Source organism: Pseudomonas sp. NY15181 (genome assembly GCF_048068055.1).
Lineage (GTDB): Bacteria > Pseudomonadota > Gammaproteobacteria > Pseudomonadales > Pseudomonadaceae > Pseudomonas.
Genome location: NZ_JBLUPT010000001.1, coordinates 1 through 17,872, shown reverse-complemented (window position 1 = coordinate 17,872; position 17,872 = coordinate 1). Strand labels below are relative to the sequence as shown.

Genomic DNA, 17,872 nt, shown 5'->3' with positions numbered 1-17,872 from the left:
CAAGGCGCTTTCAGCGGGCGGCGTTCAGACGCCACCAGCGCGGCGGTCGCAGGGTCTCCTGCAGCGCCAGCTGGTGCCAGGCGTCGTGCCAGGCCTGGGCTTCGGCGGCCAGGCGGGGCCAATCCAGCGTGCGCCTGTCCAGCGCGGCCAGCAACTCGGTTTCCAGCCAGCCGTGGCCGGCGCGCAGGGCGTCGGCGAAGCCGGGGTCGGCCAGGGCGCGCTGGTGTACGGTTTCGAAGCGCCACCAGAGGGACTCTTCCACGGCCGCCTCCTCGCGGCTGAGCAGACCCGCGCCAGCGCCGGGCTCGAAGCCCAGCGGCTGGAACATCGACAGGCACGGCGCCGAGGTGCCGGTGGCAGCCATGCGCGGTGAGCCGCCGTCCAGCCGGGCGATGAGGCTGGCGGTGGTCTGCGAGGGTCGCCAGAAGCTGCCGGCGTGCAGGCAGACCTGGCGGTTGTCGTGGCGCGAGAGGCGATGCCCCCGGTGGCCGTGGCTGCGCAGGGCAACCACCAGCGCCAGCCAGTCGACCTTGGCCGGGCAGTGGGCGAGGAACTCCTGGTTGAGTTGCCGCCGCTGCCGCGCCCCGGCGATCCAGGGCAGCACGCGGCCGTCGAAGGCGCGGGCGAAGTGGAAGTCGCCACGGCCGCTCCAGCAGCCCAGCCGGCGGGCGTGGTCCTCCAGGTTGGGGCTGGCGAGGTCGTAGTCGTGGCCGAGGGTCAGGGCGTTGGAGATGGCCCAGCGCTCGACCTTCTTCGCCGCCCACAGCCGGCCGGCGGTTTCCAGTACCCAGGCTTCGTCGCGGTCGGCGATGAGGTAGCTGTTGTCGTAGCGCATGCGCTTGTTGCGGTAGCCGGCCGGCCCGCCCTGGCCGTGGCGCTCCAGCAGTTCGGTGATGACGGCCAGCGCCTCGCGGGCACTCGCCGCGCGTTCCAGGGCCAGGCGCAGCAGGTCCATGCCCAGCAGCGCTTCGCCTTCACGCAGGGTCAGGCGGGTGAATACGGCTTCGTTGCCGATGGCCACGCCGCGCTCGTTGACGCCCATCTCGGCGCCCCACAGCCAGGCCGGCTGGCTGAGGATGACGGCATGACGCTCGGCGGTCTGGGGAATCTCCAGGTAGGTGGTGCGCACCGCCGCCGCGCGGTCGCCGTGCACGGCCGGTAGGCGGATCAGGCGTTGCGGTTCGGCGGGCTCGCGGTCGCTGTTCTTGGCGAACCAGGTGGCCCCGTCGCTACGCAATACCAAGGTGTCGCACATAATCCTCCTCCCCGTGATCGTCTCTCGCGCCGAGCACTTCGCTCGCCGCGCGTTCCCCGGCCTCCACGGCCCCGTCGAAATAACCCATCCAGCGCGTCGCCGTTTCCGTGCCGGCAAAGTGCAGGCGGCCGTAAGGCTCGCGCAGCCGCGCGGCGCCGCTGGTCCACAGCCCCGGCGGGAACAGCGCGGCATAGCAGCCACGGGCGAAGGGTTCCTCGGCCCAGGACTTGTCCACGTAATCCACCGGTTTGAGCGCCGCCTCGCCGAAGTAGCGGGCGAAGCAGTCGAGCACCTGACCGCGCCGGTCGCCCGCCAGCCGTGCGTTCCATTGCCGCGCTTCGTCGCCTTCGATGAAGCCGAGCAGTACGCCGCGCGGCGAATCGGGGACGCTGTTGTCGAAGGTCAGGCGCACCGGGCCGGCTTCGCTGGTGGCCTGGCCGGAGAAGCCCTGCTCGCGCCAGAAGGGTTTGTCGTAGAGCGCCATGCACTTGATCACTGCGCCTTGCGGCAGGCGTTGCAGGAGCTGGTCGCGCCAACTGGGCAGCAGCGGTTCCTGGGTGATGCGCAGCAGTTGGGTCGGCGGGATGGCGAAGATGACCCGCGAGGCGTGGTGCACGCCACGGTCGCTGACCAGTTCGACGCCAAGGTCGTTCTGCCGCACGGCGCGGACCGGCTCGCCGGTGAGCACCGCGTCGCTCAGGCGCTCGGCGAGGGTCTGGCAGATGCGCTGGGAGCCGCCGAGGATGCGCTCCTGCTGGGCGCCACCTTCGACGCCCAGCAGGGTGTCGAGGCTGGTGCCGCTGCGGATGTAGAAGAGCACGTGGAGGAACGACAGGTCGTGGGGGCTGGCGGCGAACACGGCGCCGCTCATCAGTTCGAAGACCTTGCGCCCGGTGGAGGTGCGCACGTTGCGGCGCAGCCACTCGGCGAAGGTCAGGCGGTCCCACTGGCCGGCCTTGGGGTGCAGGCTGGGGTCGCTCAGGGGGACTTCCCGCGCCATGCGGTCCAGGCGCACATGGGCCTGCATCACGTCGAGCAGGACGTGAGGAGGAAACTTGGGAATGGTGCCGCGATAGGGCTTGAGACGGCCGCCGAACAGGGTGAGGTTGTCGCCCTGGTTCCATTGCGGAAAGGTCGAAAGGTTCAGTTCGGCGAGCAGGGAAAGGATGCGCTCCTGGGTCGGGCCGACCCACTGGCCGCCCACCTCGACCACTTCGCCGCTGGCGAAGCGATGGTTGAGGGTTCGTCCTCCGACGCGCTTGTTGGCCTCCAGCACTTTCACCCGGAGTCCGGCCGATGCCAGACGCCAGGCCGCGGTCAGCCCCGAAATACCGGCGCCCACCACGATCACATCGCTGCGATTCATGTTTGCGACCTTATGTTCTTGTTGTTATTGGTCCTAAGGGTAAGTCAGGAATGGCCCTCGGAAAAACCCGCCTGGCAGGAAATTTCCTGGTTTTTGTGGGGGAGTCGAGGCGGCGGGTGGGGTGGCGCGTGTGGGGTAGGTTCAGTCGCGATTTCGGCGTGCCGGAGAGATATCGCGGACGGAGTCCGCTCCTACGAGGGCGAGATGCAGCGGTAGCTCACTGTGAGAGCGGATTCAGCCGGGGGCCGGACGAATCGCGGATAAATCCGCTCCTACGAGATCAAGAGCCCCTCACCCTAACCCTCTCCCAGAGGGAGAGGGGACCGTTCGGTGCAGGAGGAAATCTCGGCCTAAGCCGGCACGGACGGCTCCCTCTCCCTGGGGAGCGGGGCGCGCAGCCAGGGCTGGGGTGAGGGGGAAAGCGCAGGCACAAGCTGTCCGGATGAAAACAGTTGCTCCTACGGGAAGTGCGGGATATGCGCCAGCCGGCTCACTCGACCAGCGTGCAGGCCATCACCAGGGCGTCTTCGCGACCGCCGACCGCCGGGTAGTAGCCACGGCGCCGGCCGACCTCGTTGAAGCCGTAGCGCTCGTACAGGCGGTAGGCCGGCTGGTTGGACTCGCGCACTTCGAGGAAGCATTCCACCGCGCCCCGTTCGTGGGCGCGCTTCATCAGGTGTTCCAGCAGGGTCAGGCCCAGGCCGCGGCCCTGGCTCTCCGGCTTGACGGTGATGTTGAGCAGGTGCGCTTCGTCGAGGATCAGCTGGATCACGCCGTGCCCGACCTGCTGGGTGCCTTCGAACATCACCCAGCATTCGTAGCTCTTCAGGCCATCGGCGAAGATGCCGCGCGTCCAGGGGTGGCTGAAGGCGGCGTACTCGATCTTGAGAACGGCATCGAGGTCCGCCTCGGTCATCGGGCGGAAGGAAACGGCATCGCTCATGCGTTGGTCTGACTCGTCCAGCGTTGCCGAACACGGCGCATGGCGCGCCAGAGGTCGGCTTTCAAAGAGGGTTCTTCGGCCAGGCGTTCGAGGCCCGGCAGGGCCCAGGCGACGCCCAGGCCGTCGACTTGCAGCTCGCGCAGCAGGGATTCCTCGTCCGCCTCGCCGGCGTAGCGCACGGCCGGCATACCGACCAGCCACAGCAGGCGGCAGGGCGCGCCGTCTTCCAGGCGGGCGGCGACGAAGCCCTGGACGAACTCGCGGGCGGCCTGCGGGCCCTGGTCCAGGTTGCCGCCGGCGAACAGCGGCCAGCGCACCGGCTCGCCCAGCAGTTGCGGGCTTTCCGGCAGACCGGCGGCACGCAGCAGGTCCTTCAGCAGCAGGTAGGCCGGGTCGCGGCTGGCCAGGGGCTCGCCGGTGGGCAGTTCCACCAGCAGGGCACACTCGCCGGCACGCAGCAGTTGCAGGGCGAAGCGCGGCGGCGGCGCGACCGGGGTACGCACCACGGGTTCGGCTTCCGGCTCGGCCTGCTCGTCGGATTTCACAGGGGCCGCCACTTTGGCCGGCGCCGCGGGCTTGGGCATCAGGCGGGCGGCGATCGAACCCGGCTCGCCCGCGGGCACGGCCGCCGGAGCAGCAACCGGGGCGGCTTCGCGCGCGACTTCGGCGACGGGCGCCGGCGGCGCTTTCTCGACGACGATGGGCGCGGGCGTTTCCAGCAGTTCCGGGCGCGACGGGGCGGCAAACGGCAACGCCACGCGCGGCAGCCAGGTGGCGACCTGCATGGCGCCGAGGTAGGCGCGGCGGCGGGCTTCTTCGATCAAGGGGCGGTTACCTGTAAGTGGAGCCTGCACGGGCAGGCCGGCACATCGAGGCGGGATTGTCGCGTGAAACGCGCCGGGGGGAAAGGCCGGTCGGCGGTTATGGCGTGCCGAACACGTACACGTTGCCGGTCAGCTTTATCGCGCCAGTGGCCTGGTAGGTGAGCAGGTTGGTCTGCTGCAGGCCGCTGGCGGCGACCTTGCCCTGGTTGGCGCCGCCGAGGGTGAACTGCAGGTTGGTGGCGCTGGCGTTGGTCAGGCCGATCTTCATGGCCTGCCGGTTGAACAGCGCGCCGTCGCCGTTGAAGCCGCTGTCGATGGTCACCATGTCCAGGCTCATGCCATCGAAGCTGAAGGTGCCCTTGATGTTGTCGAGCACGATGAAGCCGGTGCTGTTCAGCGGCTGGATCGCCAGGCGCGCGCCGCAACCACCGGTGCAGCGGTTATCGCCGGCCACCGGGGCGAGGTTGAAGTTGATGCTCAGGCTGACGCCGTCCTGCCCGCTGACGTCGGACATCTCGCTGTCGTCCAGGTTGCGCATCTCGGCCTGGGCGCCCGCGGCGGCGAGCAGCAACAGGGCACTCAGGAGTCGGCGGGGCAGTCGGTTCACGGCGATGCTCCTCATCTCATTGGCGCGGCAGGTTGACGGTACGCACGTTCATGTAGTCGATCCGCATGCCCCGCACAGCCTGGGAGCCGAGGTCGGTACCGCCGATGTTCAGGTTGCCAATGCTGATATTGCTCTTCTGCACGTTCTGGTAGAAGGCGGTGTGGTTGGCCCAGGTGACGCCCGGGGCGTTGAGGATCAGGTCGCCGTTGCTGGCGACGGTGAGGGTCGCCGGCTGGTAGTTGGCGTCGCCCAGGTTGAGGTCGAAGTAGACGTTCTTGGCCACCACCCGGTCGCTGTCGGAGCAGACTTCGCAGCCGCTGATGATCAGCTTGTCAGCGTACATCTGCAGGCTCATGGAGGCCTTCAGGCCGACCGAGTCGCCCCACAGGTTGAGGTAGGAGCCGTTGAGGGTGAAATTTTCCAGGGCAATGGAGAAGTAGTCCTGCCGCTGGCTGGTGGCGCCGCGGCTGCCGTCGCTGTTGTAGGCGACGCTGGGCAGGGTGAAGCGGGTCTTGATGCCGATGTCCAGGCCCTGGATGCGGGTGCCGGCGGAGCCGGGCATGGCGTCGGCCACCAATTTCACCGTGGCGACGTTGTTCCCCGTGCGGGTGATGGTGCCGCCCACGCAGGTGGTGGCTCCGCTGCTTTGCGCCCCGCAGAGCTGGACGAACTTGTCGTAGTCGCTGGCGCGCTGGCTGAGGGTGACGCCATTGCGGGTGACGTTCCAGGAGGCGCTGAGGTTCTGCTGCGCGGTGGTCAGGTTGGAGGCGCTGCTGTTGTAGCTGTCCACCGAGTCGTTGTAGGCCTTCACCCCGGTGTTGCTGCTGCACCCGGCGATCAGGGAACAGTCGTACTTGGAGCCGAAGTCCGGCTTGTTGGTACAGGCGATGCCCAGCACGTTGTCGCACACCCGCGCCGGCGCGACGGCGAACTTGCTCTGCATGGTGCTGTAGTTGTTCTTCACCACGACCTGCGCGGCATCCACCTGGGCCTCGCGCTGGTTGACCACGATCATGTCGGCGTCGATGCCCGTCTTCAGCGTGACCATGTCGTTGGAATAGGCGCTCAGTAGGGTGTTGCGCTGGGTGGTCAGGGCACTGAGTTCGCTGTTGATCTTGCTCGTCGCCTTGGTCGGGTCGGTGCAACCGGCATCGCCGTACAGGCAACCCTGGTAGTAGGACCAGAGGCCGAACTTGTGGGTGTCGTTGATGGGGTCGGTCCAGGTCGGCGTCATCAGTTGCAGCGCCTGCTGTCCGACCGGGATGTTGGCGCCGGCCTTGTACTTGATCGGGCCGAAGGTGAACGCATGCATGGGCGTGCCCATATAGGCCTTGGTGTCCAGCGTGCCGCGCTGGCTGCCGGCGCCCTTGATGTAGGCGCCGGTGATGTCCACCTGGACATCCTGGTTGGCACTGTTCTTCACCCCGGTGATCTTCGCCGAGGCGCTGGCCTGGTCGTAGCTGAAGCCGTCGATGAAGAAGCCCAGGCCCGCGCCGCTGACCTCGCCCAGCTGGTCATCGTCCAGGGCCTTCATGGCCTGGGCCGGCAGGCAGAGCAGACTGGCGAGCAGGCCGGCGATCAGAGTGGCACGTGCGCTCATGTCAGCACCCCGCCGCCTGGGAGCCCATGCAGGTCGACTGGCGAGGCAGGCCGCGCAGGGCATCGTAGAGGTTGATCAGGATCGGGTAGACCGCATCCGCGCCGTTGCCCACCTTGGGGAAGTTGGCGAAGGCGCCGGACTGGGTGCTCACGAATTTGCCGGCGTTGGCCAGGTCCTGCCAGGGCACGTTCTGGTTCTGCAGGGAGAAGAAGATGCCCTGGGCGCCGGTGTTGATGTCGGTGGAGCCCGGCTTGCCGATGTAGATGGTCTTGTAGTTGGTCAGGTCGAAGCAGGTGGTCAGGCCCAGCGCCTGGCAGTTGTTGGTGGTCGACAGGGTCGGGATCAGCGAGGCGACCAGGCCGCCGGCATCCGAATGCAGCGAATCGCCCTTGGCGATGCCGATCTGGGTGGCGCGGTTGATCGGCTGGCCGTTGATGGTGGCCTCGCCGGTGCCGGCCTTGAGCAGCACCACGTCGGCGTAGACCGGCGTATCGCCGGCGATCGACAGCGCCAGGCAGTTGATCAGGTTCGGGCAGCCGTTGCGGGTGTAGTAGTCGTAGGCGATGGATGCCGGGCCGTAGATCTGGCCCTGCAGGTTGCCGGTGATCGACAGGATATCGCCGGACAGGTCGCCCTGCGCCTTGCCGAAGCCGACCCGCGCGCCCACCAACTGGCGCACGCCGTTGTTGGTCTGGAAGGCGAATTCGACGTATGGGTCCTGGATCTGGAACGGCACCACCTTGGCGTCGGGCGAGTTGGCGTTGTCCACCCGGCCGAGGGCGAAGTTGTTGATCAGGATGTCGGCCGGCTGGTTGGAGACGGTGTTGGCGCCGGTGCGGGTGTAGTTGCCCAGGCTGAGCTGGTCGATGTTGGTCAGCAGGCTGATGTCGGCGCCGAAGTTGAGCCGGGTGTACTGGTAGTTCTGGTAGGTGGAGGCGTCGACGGTGAGCATCGCGCCCTGCCCCGAGATCTTCGACAGCTCGTCGTCGTCCATCGATTGCATGCGTGCCTGGGCGGAACAGGCCAGCAGGCCCCCGCAGAGCAAGGCAAGGGCACGCATGAGCGGACCGGAGGACTGACGCATGGCACTCTCCTCTGATGGGGAGCTGTTGTTATAGGAAGGGGACGCGCAACCGACGCATGGCCGGTCCTTAGCAGCGACCGGAGGCTCGACCCCGTGATGCCACTATAGGAATTCTCCCCGCCACGGCGGCCCGACCCATAGTCGAGAAAACGTGCCTTCGGGAGTGGAAAGCCTGCCCGGGTGGAGGGAGTGGTGGGCTGGAGTTGTTACCCATCGTCACACCGGCGTTACAGGTGCCGGATCAGCGCTGGCGAAACAGACCGATCAGGTGCTCGGCGATGGCGCCCTTGATGGAGTCCAGGTTCAGGCGCGAATGGGACTGGAGCTTGGCGATGTTCAGGCGGTGCAGGTGCAGCGAGGGCATACGCGCCTCGTACTCGCGCAGATCGCCCTTGACCAGCACCGGCAGGAAGGAGTCCTCGCGCATCCGGTAGCGGTTGATCAGCACCTTCAGCCCGTCCTGGAACGGCAGCTCGCGGGACGCCACCAGGCGATGCTCACCGGGGATTTTCAGGTACAGGCCGCTGTAGCCCATGGTCTCGCCCGGCAGGATGTGGATACCGGTGGGCTCGACCGCGTCGGCGGGGATGTCGTGGAAGGTGTCGAACCAGGCCTGCTCATCCGGGAGGATGGTGATGCCGCCTTCCTGGTTCTCCGGAATCACGAAGCTGTAGTTGCTGTAGAGCTTCTCGACATACGACGAATAGATGCACAGGCGATTCTCGAAGCGCTGCAGGAAAGCGATGGCTTCGTTGCGGTCGGTGATGGCGTCCAGGTCCCAGTCGAGGTCGTTCTGGCGCTCCAGTTCGGCCCACCGGGCTTTGGCAAGTGCGGCGTCGTAGGTCATGGTGGTAAATCAGTCTTCGTCTATCTGACTCTGGCAGAAAACATGCCAGAAAATTCAGCCATTTAGCGGCGAATTTCCGTGATCCATTTCACGCATGGATCGATGGAGCCCGTCGCAATCTGACGCGTTTCGTCACTCTGTCGGTCAGGGCAGACCCTTTGCAGTACAATCGCCCCCTTTGTTCATTCCGGGCCCAACCAAGCCGATGATCGACCCACGACGCGTACTACGCGCCCTCGCCGAACACTGGGTGCTGCTCGAACCGCTGTGCGAGCGCTTCGACGCCGGCACCCTGAGCCTGGTGGAGCTGCGCAACCAGCTCACCAGCCAGTTGCCCGACAGCACCCCGGTGGACATCACCGCCCTGCTCGACCAGTGGATCCGCCTGGACATCCTCGTCCCGGTGGCCAAGAGCCCCAACCGCTTCGAGCTGAACGCGCAGATCCATGACTTCCTCGCCTACCTGCGCCAGGAGCACCGCCTGGGCCTGTGCCTGGAGATCGAAGCCTACCTGCGCCACCTGGAACGCCTGGCCGGCTACATCCGCGATGCCTTCGAAGTGCGCGACGGCAACGACCTGGCGCGCCAGCTGCGTTTGCTCGACATGCGCGTGCGCGATGTGCTGAAGAAGCTAGCCAACGACGAACAGGCACTGGTCGCGGTAGCCGAACGGGCGAAGACCCAGGACCGACAGATTCCGCTGCGCCAGCGCTACGCGGAAGTCCTGGCCACCTGGGACGAGTACGTCGAGCCGATGATCCAGCTGGTCTCCGCCGACGGCGCCTTCGAACAGGGCGTGCGCCGCGTGGAACAGGTGCTGCTGCGCCTGCTCGGCGAACAGGCGCGCCTCGGCCAACTGGTGGACGACGACCAGCTGCTGCGCACCCACGCGCGCATCCTGGAAATGCAGACCACCGCCCAGCTCACCCTGCGCCGCGCCCGCGAACTGCTGCTGCCGCTGCGCGAGGAAGCCCGCCGGCACAACGCGATCACCCGTGGCGCCGCCCTGGCCCTGTCGGTCATCCGCCGCAAGGGCATCGACGCCGTGCCCCAGGCCGCCATGCCGATGTTCACCCGGCCGCAGAGCAACTTCCTGGGCACCGCCTCCCAGGTCGAGAGCTACGTCTTCGCCCTCGCCAACTTCCAGCCCAAGCCGGCGCACTTCCCCAAGGCCAGCGGCAATCGCAAGAGCGACGGCCCGCAGCGCTCGCCGCGCACCGCCCGGGAAATGCTCGACCGCTGCCAGGCCGCGCTGCCGCTGCCGGACCTGATGCAGTGGCTGCTGGAGCAGGAGCCCGAAGGCGCCACCGACGAGCTGCTCTACTGGTTCTCGCGCCTCTCGCGTGATGCCCGCTTCCAGCGCGACCGCCTCGAGCGCCGCCAATACGACACTCTCCAGCACAGCGTCAGCCTGTGCTCCTTCGCCCTGATCGCCGGCTCGACCGCTGGCAAGGACAGCAAGAGCGAACAGCATGCAGATTAATCTCACCGAAATGACCCAGCTCGCGCCGATCTTCCGCGAGCTGTTCAAGGGCTTCCACATCAGCCGCCGCGATCCGGAGCTGTACAGCCAGCTGTCCAACCAGCAGGACGCCTACCGCGCGCTGTTCCGCAGCCTGGGCTATGAGCTGGTCTGCGATACCCGTGGCTTCTACTACTTCGTGCCCGAGCAGATCGGCGCCCAGGTGAACAAGACCGCCCAGCGCCTGGCGCTGTTCACCTTCATCCTCGTCGAGCACCTGGCCGACCAGGGCCGCGACCCGCTGGCCGTACTCGACGGTGGCAGCATCGGCCGCGACGAGCTGCCGCCGGTGCTGGAGAAGTACCGCGACCTGTTCCTGCAGGCCGAGGTGACCACCCAGGAAGAGCTGGAAGAGAAGGTCATGCGCCGCCTCACCCAGCTCGGCTTCGCCGCCGAGGACAACGGCGTGTACCGCTTCCTGCCGCCGATCCACCGTTTCCTCGACGTATGCCTGTCGGTCCAGCAGGACCGCGACCTGGCCAGCAACCTGCACGCCAGCGAAATGCAGTTCACCGCGCCCGCGCTGATGGACGAGGACGACGAGCCGGTGGTGATCCTCGAGTCGTATGCGGACGAGCCGGTTGAAGACGCCATCGTCACCCTTGAAGAAGCCGCTGCCGTGGCCGTGGAAGAAGAGAGCGAAGAAGACGCCCTCGCCCGCGCCATCGCCGAAGAACAAGCCGACATGGAGGCCCAGGCATGACCCAGGAACGCTACGGCATCCGCCGCTTCGCCCTGCTCAACACCGCCGGCTACAGCCTCGGCATCTTCCCGCTGGAACAGCCGCTGTCGGTGTACGGCGCGAACAACCTCGGCAAGTCGGCGTCGATCAACGCGCTGCAGTTCCCGATTCTCGCGCGCATGTCCGACATGAGCTTCGGCAAGTACAGCCTGGAAGCCTCGCGCAAGTTCTACTTCGCCACCGACACCAGCTACATCCTCATCGAACTGGACCTGCCCCACGGCCGCCATGTGATCGGCGTCGGCGGGCGCGGTCCCGGCGGCGGCTTCGGCCACCAGTTCTTCGCCTACCAGGGCGAGCTGGACCTGGAGCACTACCAGAAGAACGGCACCTGCCTGCGCCTGCGCGAGCTGTACGCCAACCTGGAACGCGAGGGCATCAAGTCCTACGAGCTCAAGCCCGACGAGCTGCGCCGCCTGCTGGTCGGCGGCCACACCTCGATCCCGCTGGACCTGACCCTGATCCCGCTGCGCTCCACCAGCGAACAGAGCCTGAAGACCTTCCGCTCGCTGTTCATCAACCTGCTGCACATGCGCGAGATCACTGCCGCCAAGCTCAAGCAGCTGTTCCTCGATGCCTTCGAGCACAGCCTGCGTTCGGGCAGCGTCGACTACATCGCCGCCTGCGAGGAAGCCTTCCGCGACGTGCGCCGCATGGAGGGTGATTACCAGGCCCTGGTCGCCGCCGGCCCGCTGGTCGAGGCCCTGGCCAACGGCGTGGCGCAGCGCGAGATCCTGCGCGGCAAGATGCACCGCCTCTCGCCGCTGCTGGATAACCTGCTGGGCACCTGGGAAGACTATTCCGGCGCGCGCAAGGAAGAGCTGGTCATCCAGGCCGAGCACTACCGCCGCGAGCAGGATGGCCTGCAGAACGAGCAGCGCGGCAGCACCGCCGAGCTGATGCGCCTGGAGCGCGAGATCAGCGAGATCCAGCGCTGGATGGGCGAACTGGCGGTGCTGAAGAACCGCTTCGCGCTGGTCGAGGACGCCAAGGTGCTGGAGCAGCAGCTGCTCGCCGCCAAGGACGCCCACGACGAACTGGCCGGCGCCCTGGCGCACTCCCGGCAGTTCTCCAGCGAAGACCTGGAAGAGCGCATGCGCGACCTGGAGAAGCGCCTGAAAGGCGTTCGCCAGCAGCTCGAACATGCCGACAACAACAGCTACGCCCGTCTGCGCGAGGAGTTCTCCCAGCAGGACGTGGAACGCCTGATGCGCCTGTTCAACGGCGCGCTGTTCAGCCTGCCGCTGGGCGAGAAGGGCGTGAACCTGGACGAGGACGGCCAGTGGGTCGGCAGCGTCGAGAAGATCCTCGATGCCTTCAAGGGCGAGCGCTTCGAAGTGCCCGGCCTGACCATCGATCTCTCCACCATCGAGCCTCCGGCCCTGCAGGCCCTGGCTGACCGCGCCGCGCTGCGCGACCAGAAGGAGCGCCTGGAGAAGGAGCTCAAGCAGCTCAAGACCCAGCAGGCGGTGGCCGCCGACCGCAACGCCAGCAAGGCGCAGGCGGACAAGCTCTATCAGGACGTGCTGGATGCGCAGAAGGCGCTGGAAGACTTCCGCCGCAGCCAGACGCTGAACGCCGAGGAGCCGGCCAAGCTGGAGCAACTCGCCCAGCTGGAAGCCACCCAGGACGAACTCAAGCGCTCCGCCGACGCCTTCACCGAACGCGTCCAGCAACTGTCCGCCAAGCTGCAGCTGATCGGCCGCCAGCTGGCCGACCTGGAAGCCAAGCAGCGCACCCTCGACGACGCCCTGCGCCGCCGCCAATTGCTGCCGGCCAACCTCCCCTTCGGCATCCCGTTCATGGACCCGGTCGACGACTCCATGGACAACCTGCTGCCGCTGCTCAACGACTACCAGGACACCTGGCAGTCGCTGCAGCGCGTGGACGGCCAGATCGAGGCGCTGTACGCCCAGGTGCGCCTGAAGGGCGTGGCCAAGTTCGACAGCGAGGATGATCCCGAGCGTCGCCTGCAACTGCTGATCAACGCCTACGCGCACCGCACCGACGAAGCCCTCACCCTGGCCAAGGCGCGCCGCGCGGCGGTCACCGACATCGCCCGTACCCTGCGCAACATCCGCAGCGACTACGACAACCTGGAACACCAGCTGGCGCTGTTCAACCGCGAGATCAACAAGCGCCAGGTGTCGAACCTGCAGAGCTTCCGCATCGTGCTCGCGCCGAACAAGGACGCGCTCAAGCACATCGACCAGATCATCCACAGCGCCGGCCAGTACGAAGAAGGCGAAAACCTCTCGGTCTTCGACCTGACCCAGAGCGCCGAGCAGGATGCGAAGAACGAGGAAGCCAAGGACTACCTGTCGCGCCTGGTGGCGGCGAACAACAACCAGCTGGGTCTGAAGGACCTGTTCGAGCTGGCGTTCGAGATCACCAAGCTGGGCGGCCAGCCGATCATGCACACCGACATCGACGGCGCTGCATCCAACGGCACCACCATGACCATCAAGGCGCTGACCAACATGTACCTGTTGCTGCACCTGATGGACCGCGAACAGGCCGGCCGCGTGCGCCTGCCCTACTACCTCGACGAGGCGGCGGACATCGACGAACGCAACCAGTCGGCGCTGCTGGAGACCAGCCTGCAGCTGGGCTTCGTGCCGATCCTGGCGAGCGTGAAGCCGCAGGTCTCGGCCCAGGTGGCCATCGACCTGGAAGGCGGCAGCGGTCCCAGCGGCATCTATATCGACGAGGCGGACTGGAAGTTCATCCGCCGGCGCGATACCGAGCAGGCCGCGCACAACGACGTGGAGGCCAGCGCCGAGCCGGCGTGACCTTCCCCGCGTTGAAGCAAGAGCCCCGCAATGCGGGGCTTTTGCTTTTCCGGCTCCGCGCAGACCTGCTTTTGTAGGAGCGAGCTTGCTCGCGAACTCCTTGGCACCGCGCTAGCCCGTTTCGCGAGCAAGCTCGCTCCTACAGGGGGCCGTCCGTACCGCTGAAATGAAAAAGGGCCGCTGATGCGGCCCTTTTCCTGTACTGCTGAAACTCAGTTCGCCTTGCCCAGCGGGATCTTCGGCGCCCAGTCCAGCCACTCCTCGTTGGACTCGTCGAACAGTGCGAAGGTCTGCCCCGGCTTGGCCGGCGCCCCCATTTCGGCGTTGTTCGGCGTGGCGAAAGCGACACCGCCGGCGAGGATGGTCTCGAAGGACTCGGTACGCACCTTCACCCCCTTGAACAGCCCCGCATCCACACCTACCCCGCTGGTATTCCAGAAGCGGCTGCCGGTACGTACCAGCGGCGCATAGCGCGGTTCGATCAGGATGTGGACCAGCACCCGGTCGGCCGTCTCACCCAGTTCGAAGGAGGTCACCTTGCCTACCTGTACCTCGCGGTAGGTCACCGGCACGCCCACCTTCAGCGAGCCACGACGGGGGGCACTCAGCGTCAGACGCAGGCCTTCGCCCTCCAGCAGGCGGTTCGGCTGGCTGGCCAGCACGCTGAAGGCGGTCTGTGCCTGTCCCGGCTTGTCGGCCGGCAGCACTTCGATGTACTGGCCGCTGACGATGGTGCCGAGGTTGGACACGCCGTTAAGCCCGACTTCCGGCCCGACCACCCAGAAGCGCGTGCCCTGGCGCGCAATGCTGTCTTCCGCGCGAGTCAGGCGCGCCTTCATCACCACGCCGCTCAAGTCCTTGCTCAAATCGACCTGTTCGACGCGCCCCACTTCCAGGCCCTTGTAGCGCAATACGGTGCCTTCCTTCAGACCGTCGGCGGTGTCGGCGCGCAGTTCGATCATACGGCCCTTGGCATGTGCCACTTCCTCGCTGTCGAACAGCGCGAAGCGACGCACCTTGGTTATCGGAGGCGCTTTCGCGTCGGGCGTATCGAAGGCGATGCCACCGGCAATCAGGGTTTGCAGAGACTCGCTCTTGAGCTTGATGCCATCGAGCCCGCCACTGACGGTAACGCCGCTGACGTTCCAGAAGCGCGTCGAGGTGTTCACCAGCTTGGCGTACTCCGGCTCGATATGGACGCCGATGACCAGCCGCGAAGGATCACGGCGAGACAGCTGGTAGCTCTGCACGCTGCCCACCTTCAGCTGCCGATAGAGGATCGGCGTGCCGACCTCCAGCGAGCCCAGCTTGTCGGTCGTCAGCACCAGGTGCAGGCCCGGCGAATCCAGGTTAAGCGGCGGAGCCTTGGGGCGAATGGCGAACTCACGGGACGGCTCCCCAGTCTTGGAGAAGCGCACGCTGATGTAGTTGCCCTTCACCAGCGCTTCCAGGCCGGTGATACCCGCCAGGGAAATGCTCGGCTTGACCAGCCAGAACTCGGTGCCGCTATTGAGGAAGTCCTCGGTGCGCGGGTCCATGGACAGCTGCGCGGTGGCGCCATTGAAGTCCTGGTCCATGTCGATGCTCTTCACGGTACCGACCTGCACGCCGTTGTACATCACCGGCGTGCTGCCGGCGCTGAGTCCGCTGACGTCGGTGACCTTCAACTTGACGCTCAGGCCGGCCTGGGCGGCATCGTAGTCCTCATAGAGACGGAACGGCTTGGTCGAATCCGTCGGCGGGCTGTCCGGATAGTTCTCCGGCGTAGCGAAGGCGATACCACCCGCGGCGATGGAAGCCAGAGACTCGGTACGCAGCTTGAGGCCGCTCAGGTCACCGGACAGGGTGATACCACTGGCGTTCCAGAAGCGCGTATGTTTGCGCACGAGGTTGGCGTAGGCCGGTTCGATGTGGATTTTCACCTCGATGGTTTTCTGGTCCTCCGCCAGGTGATAGCTCTTCACCTGGCCGACCTGGATCTGCCGGTAATAGATCGGGCTGCCCTGCTCCAGCGAGCCCAGTCGCTCGGCCTTCAGCGTCAGGTGCAGGCCGGGCAGGCTGTCGGAAAGCGGCGGCGGCTCCTTCAGCGCGGTGAACTCCTTCTGCGGGTCCCCCTTCACCGGGTCGATGGCGATGTAGTTGCCGGACACCAGAGTCTCCAGACCGGTAACCCCGGCCAGCGACACGCGCGGCTTCACCAGCCAGAAGCGGGTGCCCTTGCTCAGGTACTCGCCGGCTTCCTTGCGCATCTCGACGACCGCAGTGACGCCCAGGTCAGGCTTGTTCACATGCAGGTCGGTCACCTTGCCGACACCGATGCCCTTGAAGATCACCTCGGTCTTGTTGATCTGGATCCCGTCACCGCTTTCGAAGCGGATATTGATCATGATCCCCGCCTGGTCGTAGGCCCTCCAGGCCAACCAGGCACCGATCGCCAGGGCGATCAGCGGCAGGATCCAGATTGCCGACCAGTTGGAGGTCTTGCGCATCTTCGGGGTGGGAAGATCACTCATTGTCGTTTTCCGCGTCCGTGTTATCCCAGATCAACCGGGGATCGAAGGTCACTGCAGCCAGCATGGTCAGTACGACCACACTGGCGAAAGCGGCCGCACCGAGATCCGCCTCGATAGTGGCCAAATTGCCGAAATTCACCAAAGCCACCAGGATCGCGATGACGAAGATGTCGAGCATCGACCAGCGTCCGATCCACTCGATGAACCGGTACATCATGATCCGCTGCCTGGCGGACATGGGCTGGTGGCGCTGCACCGAATACAGCAGCAGGGTGATGCCGACCAGCTTGAAGGTAGGCACCAGGATACTGGCGACGAAGACCACCGCGGCGATAGGCACCATGTCCGCGTTGATCAGCTCGATCACCCCTTCCATGATGGTCGCCGGCATGCCATTGCCCAGGAAGTTGACCGTCATGATCGGCAACAGGTTGGCAGGTATATAGAGCACGGCGGCCGTGATCAGCAGCGCCCAGGTCCGCGCCAGGCTGTTTGGCTTGCGCTCGTGCACCACCGAGCCACAGCGGCTGCATAAGGTTTCGTCGCCCTCGACGCGCCGATTGAGCTGGTGGCACTCGCCGCAGATCAGTACACCGGCATCAATGGCTCGCATCGTCGAACTCCCCGGACAACTCGCCCCAGACCTGGTGGTGGGACATGGTCACCTCCAGCCAGACCTGGGTGAACAACAAAGCCACGAAGCAGGCCAGTCCCAGCCCGATATGCAGTTCGGCCATGCCGATCAGCTTCACGATAGATACCAGGATGCCCATGAAATAGACCTCGAGCATCCCCCATTCGCGCAGGTGCTGGTATCCACGCAACAACACCATGCCCTGGTCGCGCATCCTCTTGAAACGCAGGGTCAGCAGCACGAACAGCTGGCAGAGCAACTTGGCCAGCGGAATGATCATGCTGCACAGGAACACCACGACGGCGACGCCTTTCATGCTCGACCCGTAAAGGCCCAGCACCCCGCTCCAGACCGTATCGGTACTGGTCTGGCCGAGAATAGTGATGTGCATGATCGGCATGAAATTGGCCGGTATGTAGAGCAGCAACGCCGTCAGCACCAGGGCCAATGCGCGCTTCACCATGTGAGGACGGTGTATTTCAAGCTCATAGCCGCATCGCGGACAAACAGATTTCTGCCCCAGCGGCACGGGTTCGCGCCGCATCAACAGATCGCACTCATGGCACGCGGTCAGTTGATCCAGCGGCAGGTGCTCTAGCGCATCACCTTGGATTTCGGACATGAAAGAACTCAGGAAAAAGATGACGCTATTGTAGACGAGGGCGAGCGCTCAACGTTGCACAGCATAGGCATCGAGTCATTGCGAATTTTTGTAGCGAAGAGCGGAGTCTGCTGCGCCCTTGCGCTATTCGGCAACGCTCCAGCAAGCCCCCGCAATCTGCGAGAAAGTCATCCTATCCACACGCCAGTTCGTTGGCTACAGAGCGAGCACACAGAACTGCCACTGCGCCGTCCCCGCGCAAACTCCGGCTCCGGGCGTTGCACCGCATAGGAGCGAACTCTGTCCTCGATAGCCGCCGTCTCAGCGCACACCACAATGCCCGGTTGCGACCGGCCTGCGCCACTGGCTTTTCCCGCGCGCAAAAGCAAAGCCCCCGACCAGCAGTGCTGATCAGGGGCTTTGGGATAGGAGCTTGACGATGACCTACTCTCACATGGGGAAACCCCACACTACCATCGGCGATGCGTCGTTTCACTGCTGAGTTCGGGATGGGATCAGGTGGTTCCAACGCTCTATGGTCG

General features: G+C 65.8%; 14 protein-coding genes and 1 rRNA gene. 3 read left to right on the top strand and 12 right to left on the bottom strand.

Annotation, left to right across the window (positions count from 1 at the left end; all coding sequences use genetic code 11):
* Window positions 1–10 precede the first annotated feature (10 nt).
* The 8 genes from ACNFBT_RS00075 to ACNFBT_RS00040 all read right to left on the bottom strand — a co-directional run bounded on the left by ACNFBT_RS00075 (window position 11) and on the right by ACNFBT_RS00040 (window position 8,526).
* A complete protein-coding gene (locus ACNFBT_RS00075; protein ID WP_416745322.1) occupies window positions 11–1,255 on the bottom strand; it encodes a C69 family dipeptidase in 1,245 nt (414 codons plus the stop codon).
* Complete coding sequence (locus tag ACNFBT_RS00070; RefSeq protein ID WP_416745320.1) at window positions 1,230–2,621, bottom strand: flavin monoamine oxidase family protein; 1,392 nt, start codon at window positions 2,619–2,621, stop codon at window positions 1,230–1,232. The genes ACNFBT_RS00075 and ACNFBT_RS00070 overlap by 26 nt, the downstream gene beginning before the upstream one ends.
* 490 nt (window positions 2,622–3,111) lie before the next feature.
* A complete protein-coding gene (gene rimI / locus ACNFBT_RS00065; protein ID WP_416745318.1) occupies window positions 3,112–3,564 on the bottom strand; it encodes a ribosomal protein S18-alanine N-acetyltransferase in 453 nt (150 codons plus the stop codon).
* Window positions 3,561–4,388 (bottom strand): energy transducer TonB, encoded by an 828-nt coding sequence (locus ACNFBT_RS00060; RefSeq protein ID WP_416745317.1) that lies wholly within the window; start codon window positions 4,386–4,388, stop codon window positions 3,561–3,563. Before ACNFBT_RS00060 ends, rimI begins: the two co-directional genes overlap by 4 nt.
* A gap of 97 nt (window positions 4,389–4,485) precedes the next feature.
* Complete coding sequence (locus ACNFBT_RS00055; RefSeq protein WP_416745315.1) at window positions 4,486–5,010, bottom strand: DUF6160 family protein; 525 nt, start codon at window positions 5,008–5,010, stop codon at window positions 4,486–4,488.
* Window position 5,011: 1 nt separating this feature from the next.
* Window positions 5,012–6,595 carry a hypothetical protein gene (locus tag ACNFBT_RS00050; RefSeq protein WP_416745313.1) on the bottom strand — a complete coding sequence of 528 codons (1,584 nt, stop codon included), beginning with the start codon at window positions 6,593–6,595 and terminating at the stop codon, window positions 5,012–5,014.
* Window position 6,596: 1 nt separating this feature from the next.
* Window positions 6,597–7,679: a hypothetical protein gene (locus tag ACNFBT_RS00045; RefSeq protein ID WP_416745311.1), complete on the bottom strand. Its 1,083-nt coding sequence runs from the start codon at window positions 7,677–7,679 to the stop codon at window positions 6,597–6,599.
* Between the two features lie 241 nt (window positions 7,680–7,920).
* Window positions 7,921–8,526: a hypothetical protein gene (locus tag ACNFBT_RS00040; RefSeq protein ID WP_416745309.1), complete on the bottom strand. Its 606-nt coding sequence runs from the start codon at window positions 8,524–8,526 to the stop codon at window positions 7,921–7,923.
* Window positions 8,527–8,731: 205 nt separating this feature from the next.
* Here ACNFBT_RS00040 and mksB point away from each other — a divergent pair, with 205 nt between their 5' ends.
* The 3 genes from mksB to mksF are packed head-to-tail and all read left to right on the top strand — an operon-like array spanning window position 8,732 to window position 13,582.
* Window positions 8,732–10,009: an Mks condensin complex protein MksB gene (mksB, locus tag ACNFBT_RS00035; protein ID WP_416745307.1), complete on the top strand. Its 1,278-nt coding sequence runs from the start codon at window positions 8,732–8,734 to the stop codon at window positions 10,007–10,009.
* Window positions 9,999–10,751, top strand: a complete 753-nt coding sequence (gene mksE, locus ACNFBT_RS00030) for an Mks condensin complex protein MksE (RefSeq protein WP_416745306.1) — start codon at window positions 9,999–10,001, stop codon at window positions 10,749–10,751. The genes mksB and mksE overlap by 11 nt, the downstream gene beginning before the upstream one ends.
* Window positions 10,748–13,582, top strand: coding sequence for an Mks condensin complex protein MksF (gene mksF / locus ACNFBT_RS00025; RefSeq protein ID WP_416745304.1), 2,835 nt, complete (start codon window positions 10,748–10,750; stop codon window positions 13,580–13,582). The genes mksE and mksF overlap by 4 nt, the downstream gene beginning before the upstream one ends.
* A 212-nt stretch (window positions 13,583–13,794) precedes the next feature.
* Here mksF and ACNFBT_RS00020 read toward each other — a convergent pair whose 3' ends face one another.
* The 4 genes from ACNFBT_RS00020 to rrf form a co-directional block, all read right to left on the bottom strand.
* A complete protein-coding gene (locus ACNFBT_RS00020) occupies window positions 13,795–16,095 on the bottom strand; it encodes an MlaD family protein (RefSeq protein ID WP_416745302.1) in 2,301 nt (766 codons plus the stop codon).
* Window positions 16,088–16,708, bottom strand: coding sequence for a paraquat-inducible protein A (locus ACNFBT_RS00015; RefSeq protein WP_416745300.1), 621 nt, complete (start codon window positions 16,706–16,708; stop codon window positions 16,088–16,090). Before ACNFBT_RS00015 ends, ACNFBT_RS00020 begins: the two co-directional genes overlap by 8 nt.
* A complete protein-coding gene (locus ACNFBT_RS00010) occupies window positions 16,695–17,351 on the bottom strand; it encodes a paraquat-inducible protein A (RefSeq protein WP_416745298.1) in 657 nt (218 codons plus the stop codon). The genes ACNFBT_RS00015 and ACNFBT_RS00010 overlap by 14 nt, the downstream gene beginning before the upstream one ends.
* A 410-nt stretch (window positions 17,352–17,761) precedes the next feature.
* Window positions 17,762–17,872: ribosomal RNA gene (gene rrf / locus ACNFBT_RS00005) — 5S ribosomal RNA — on the bottom strand; the annotation flags it as partial.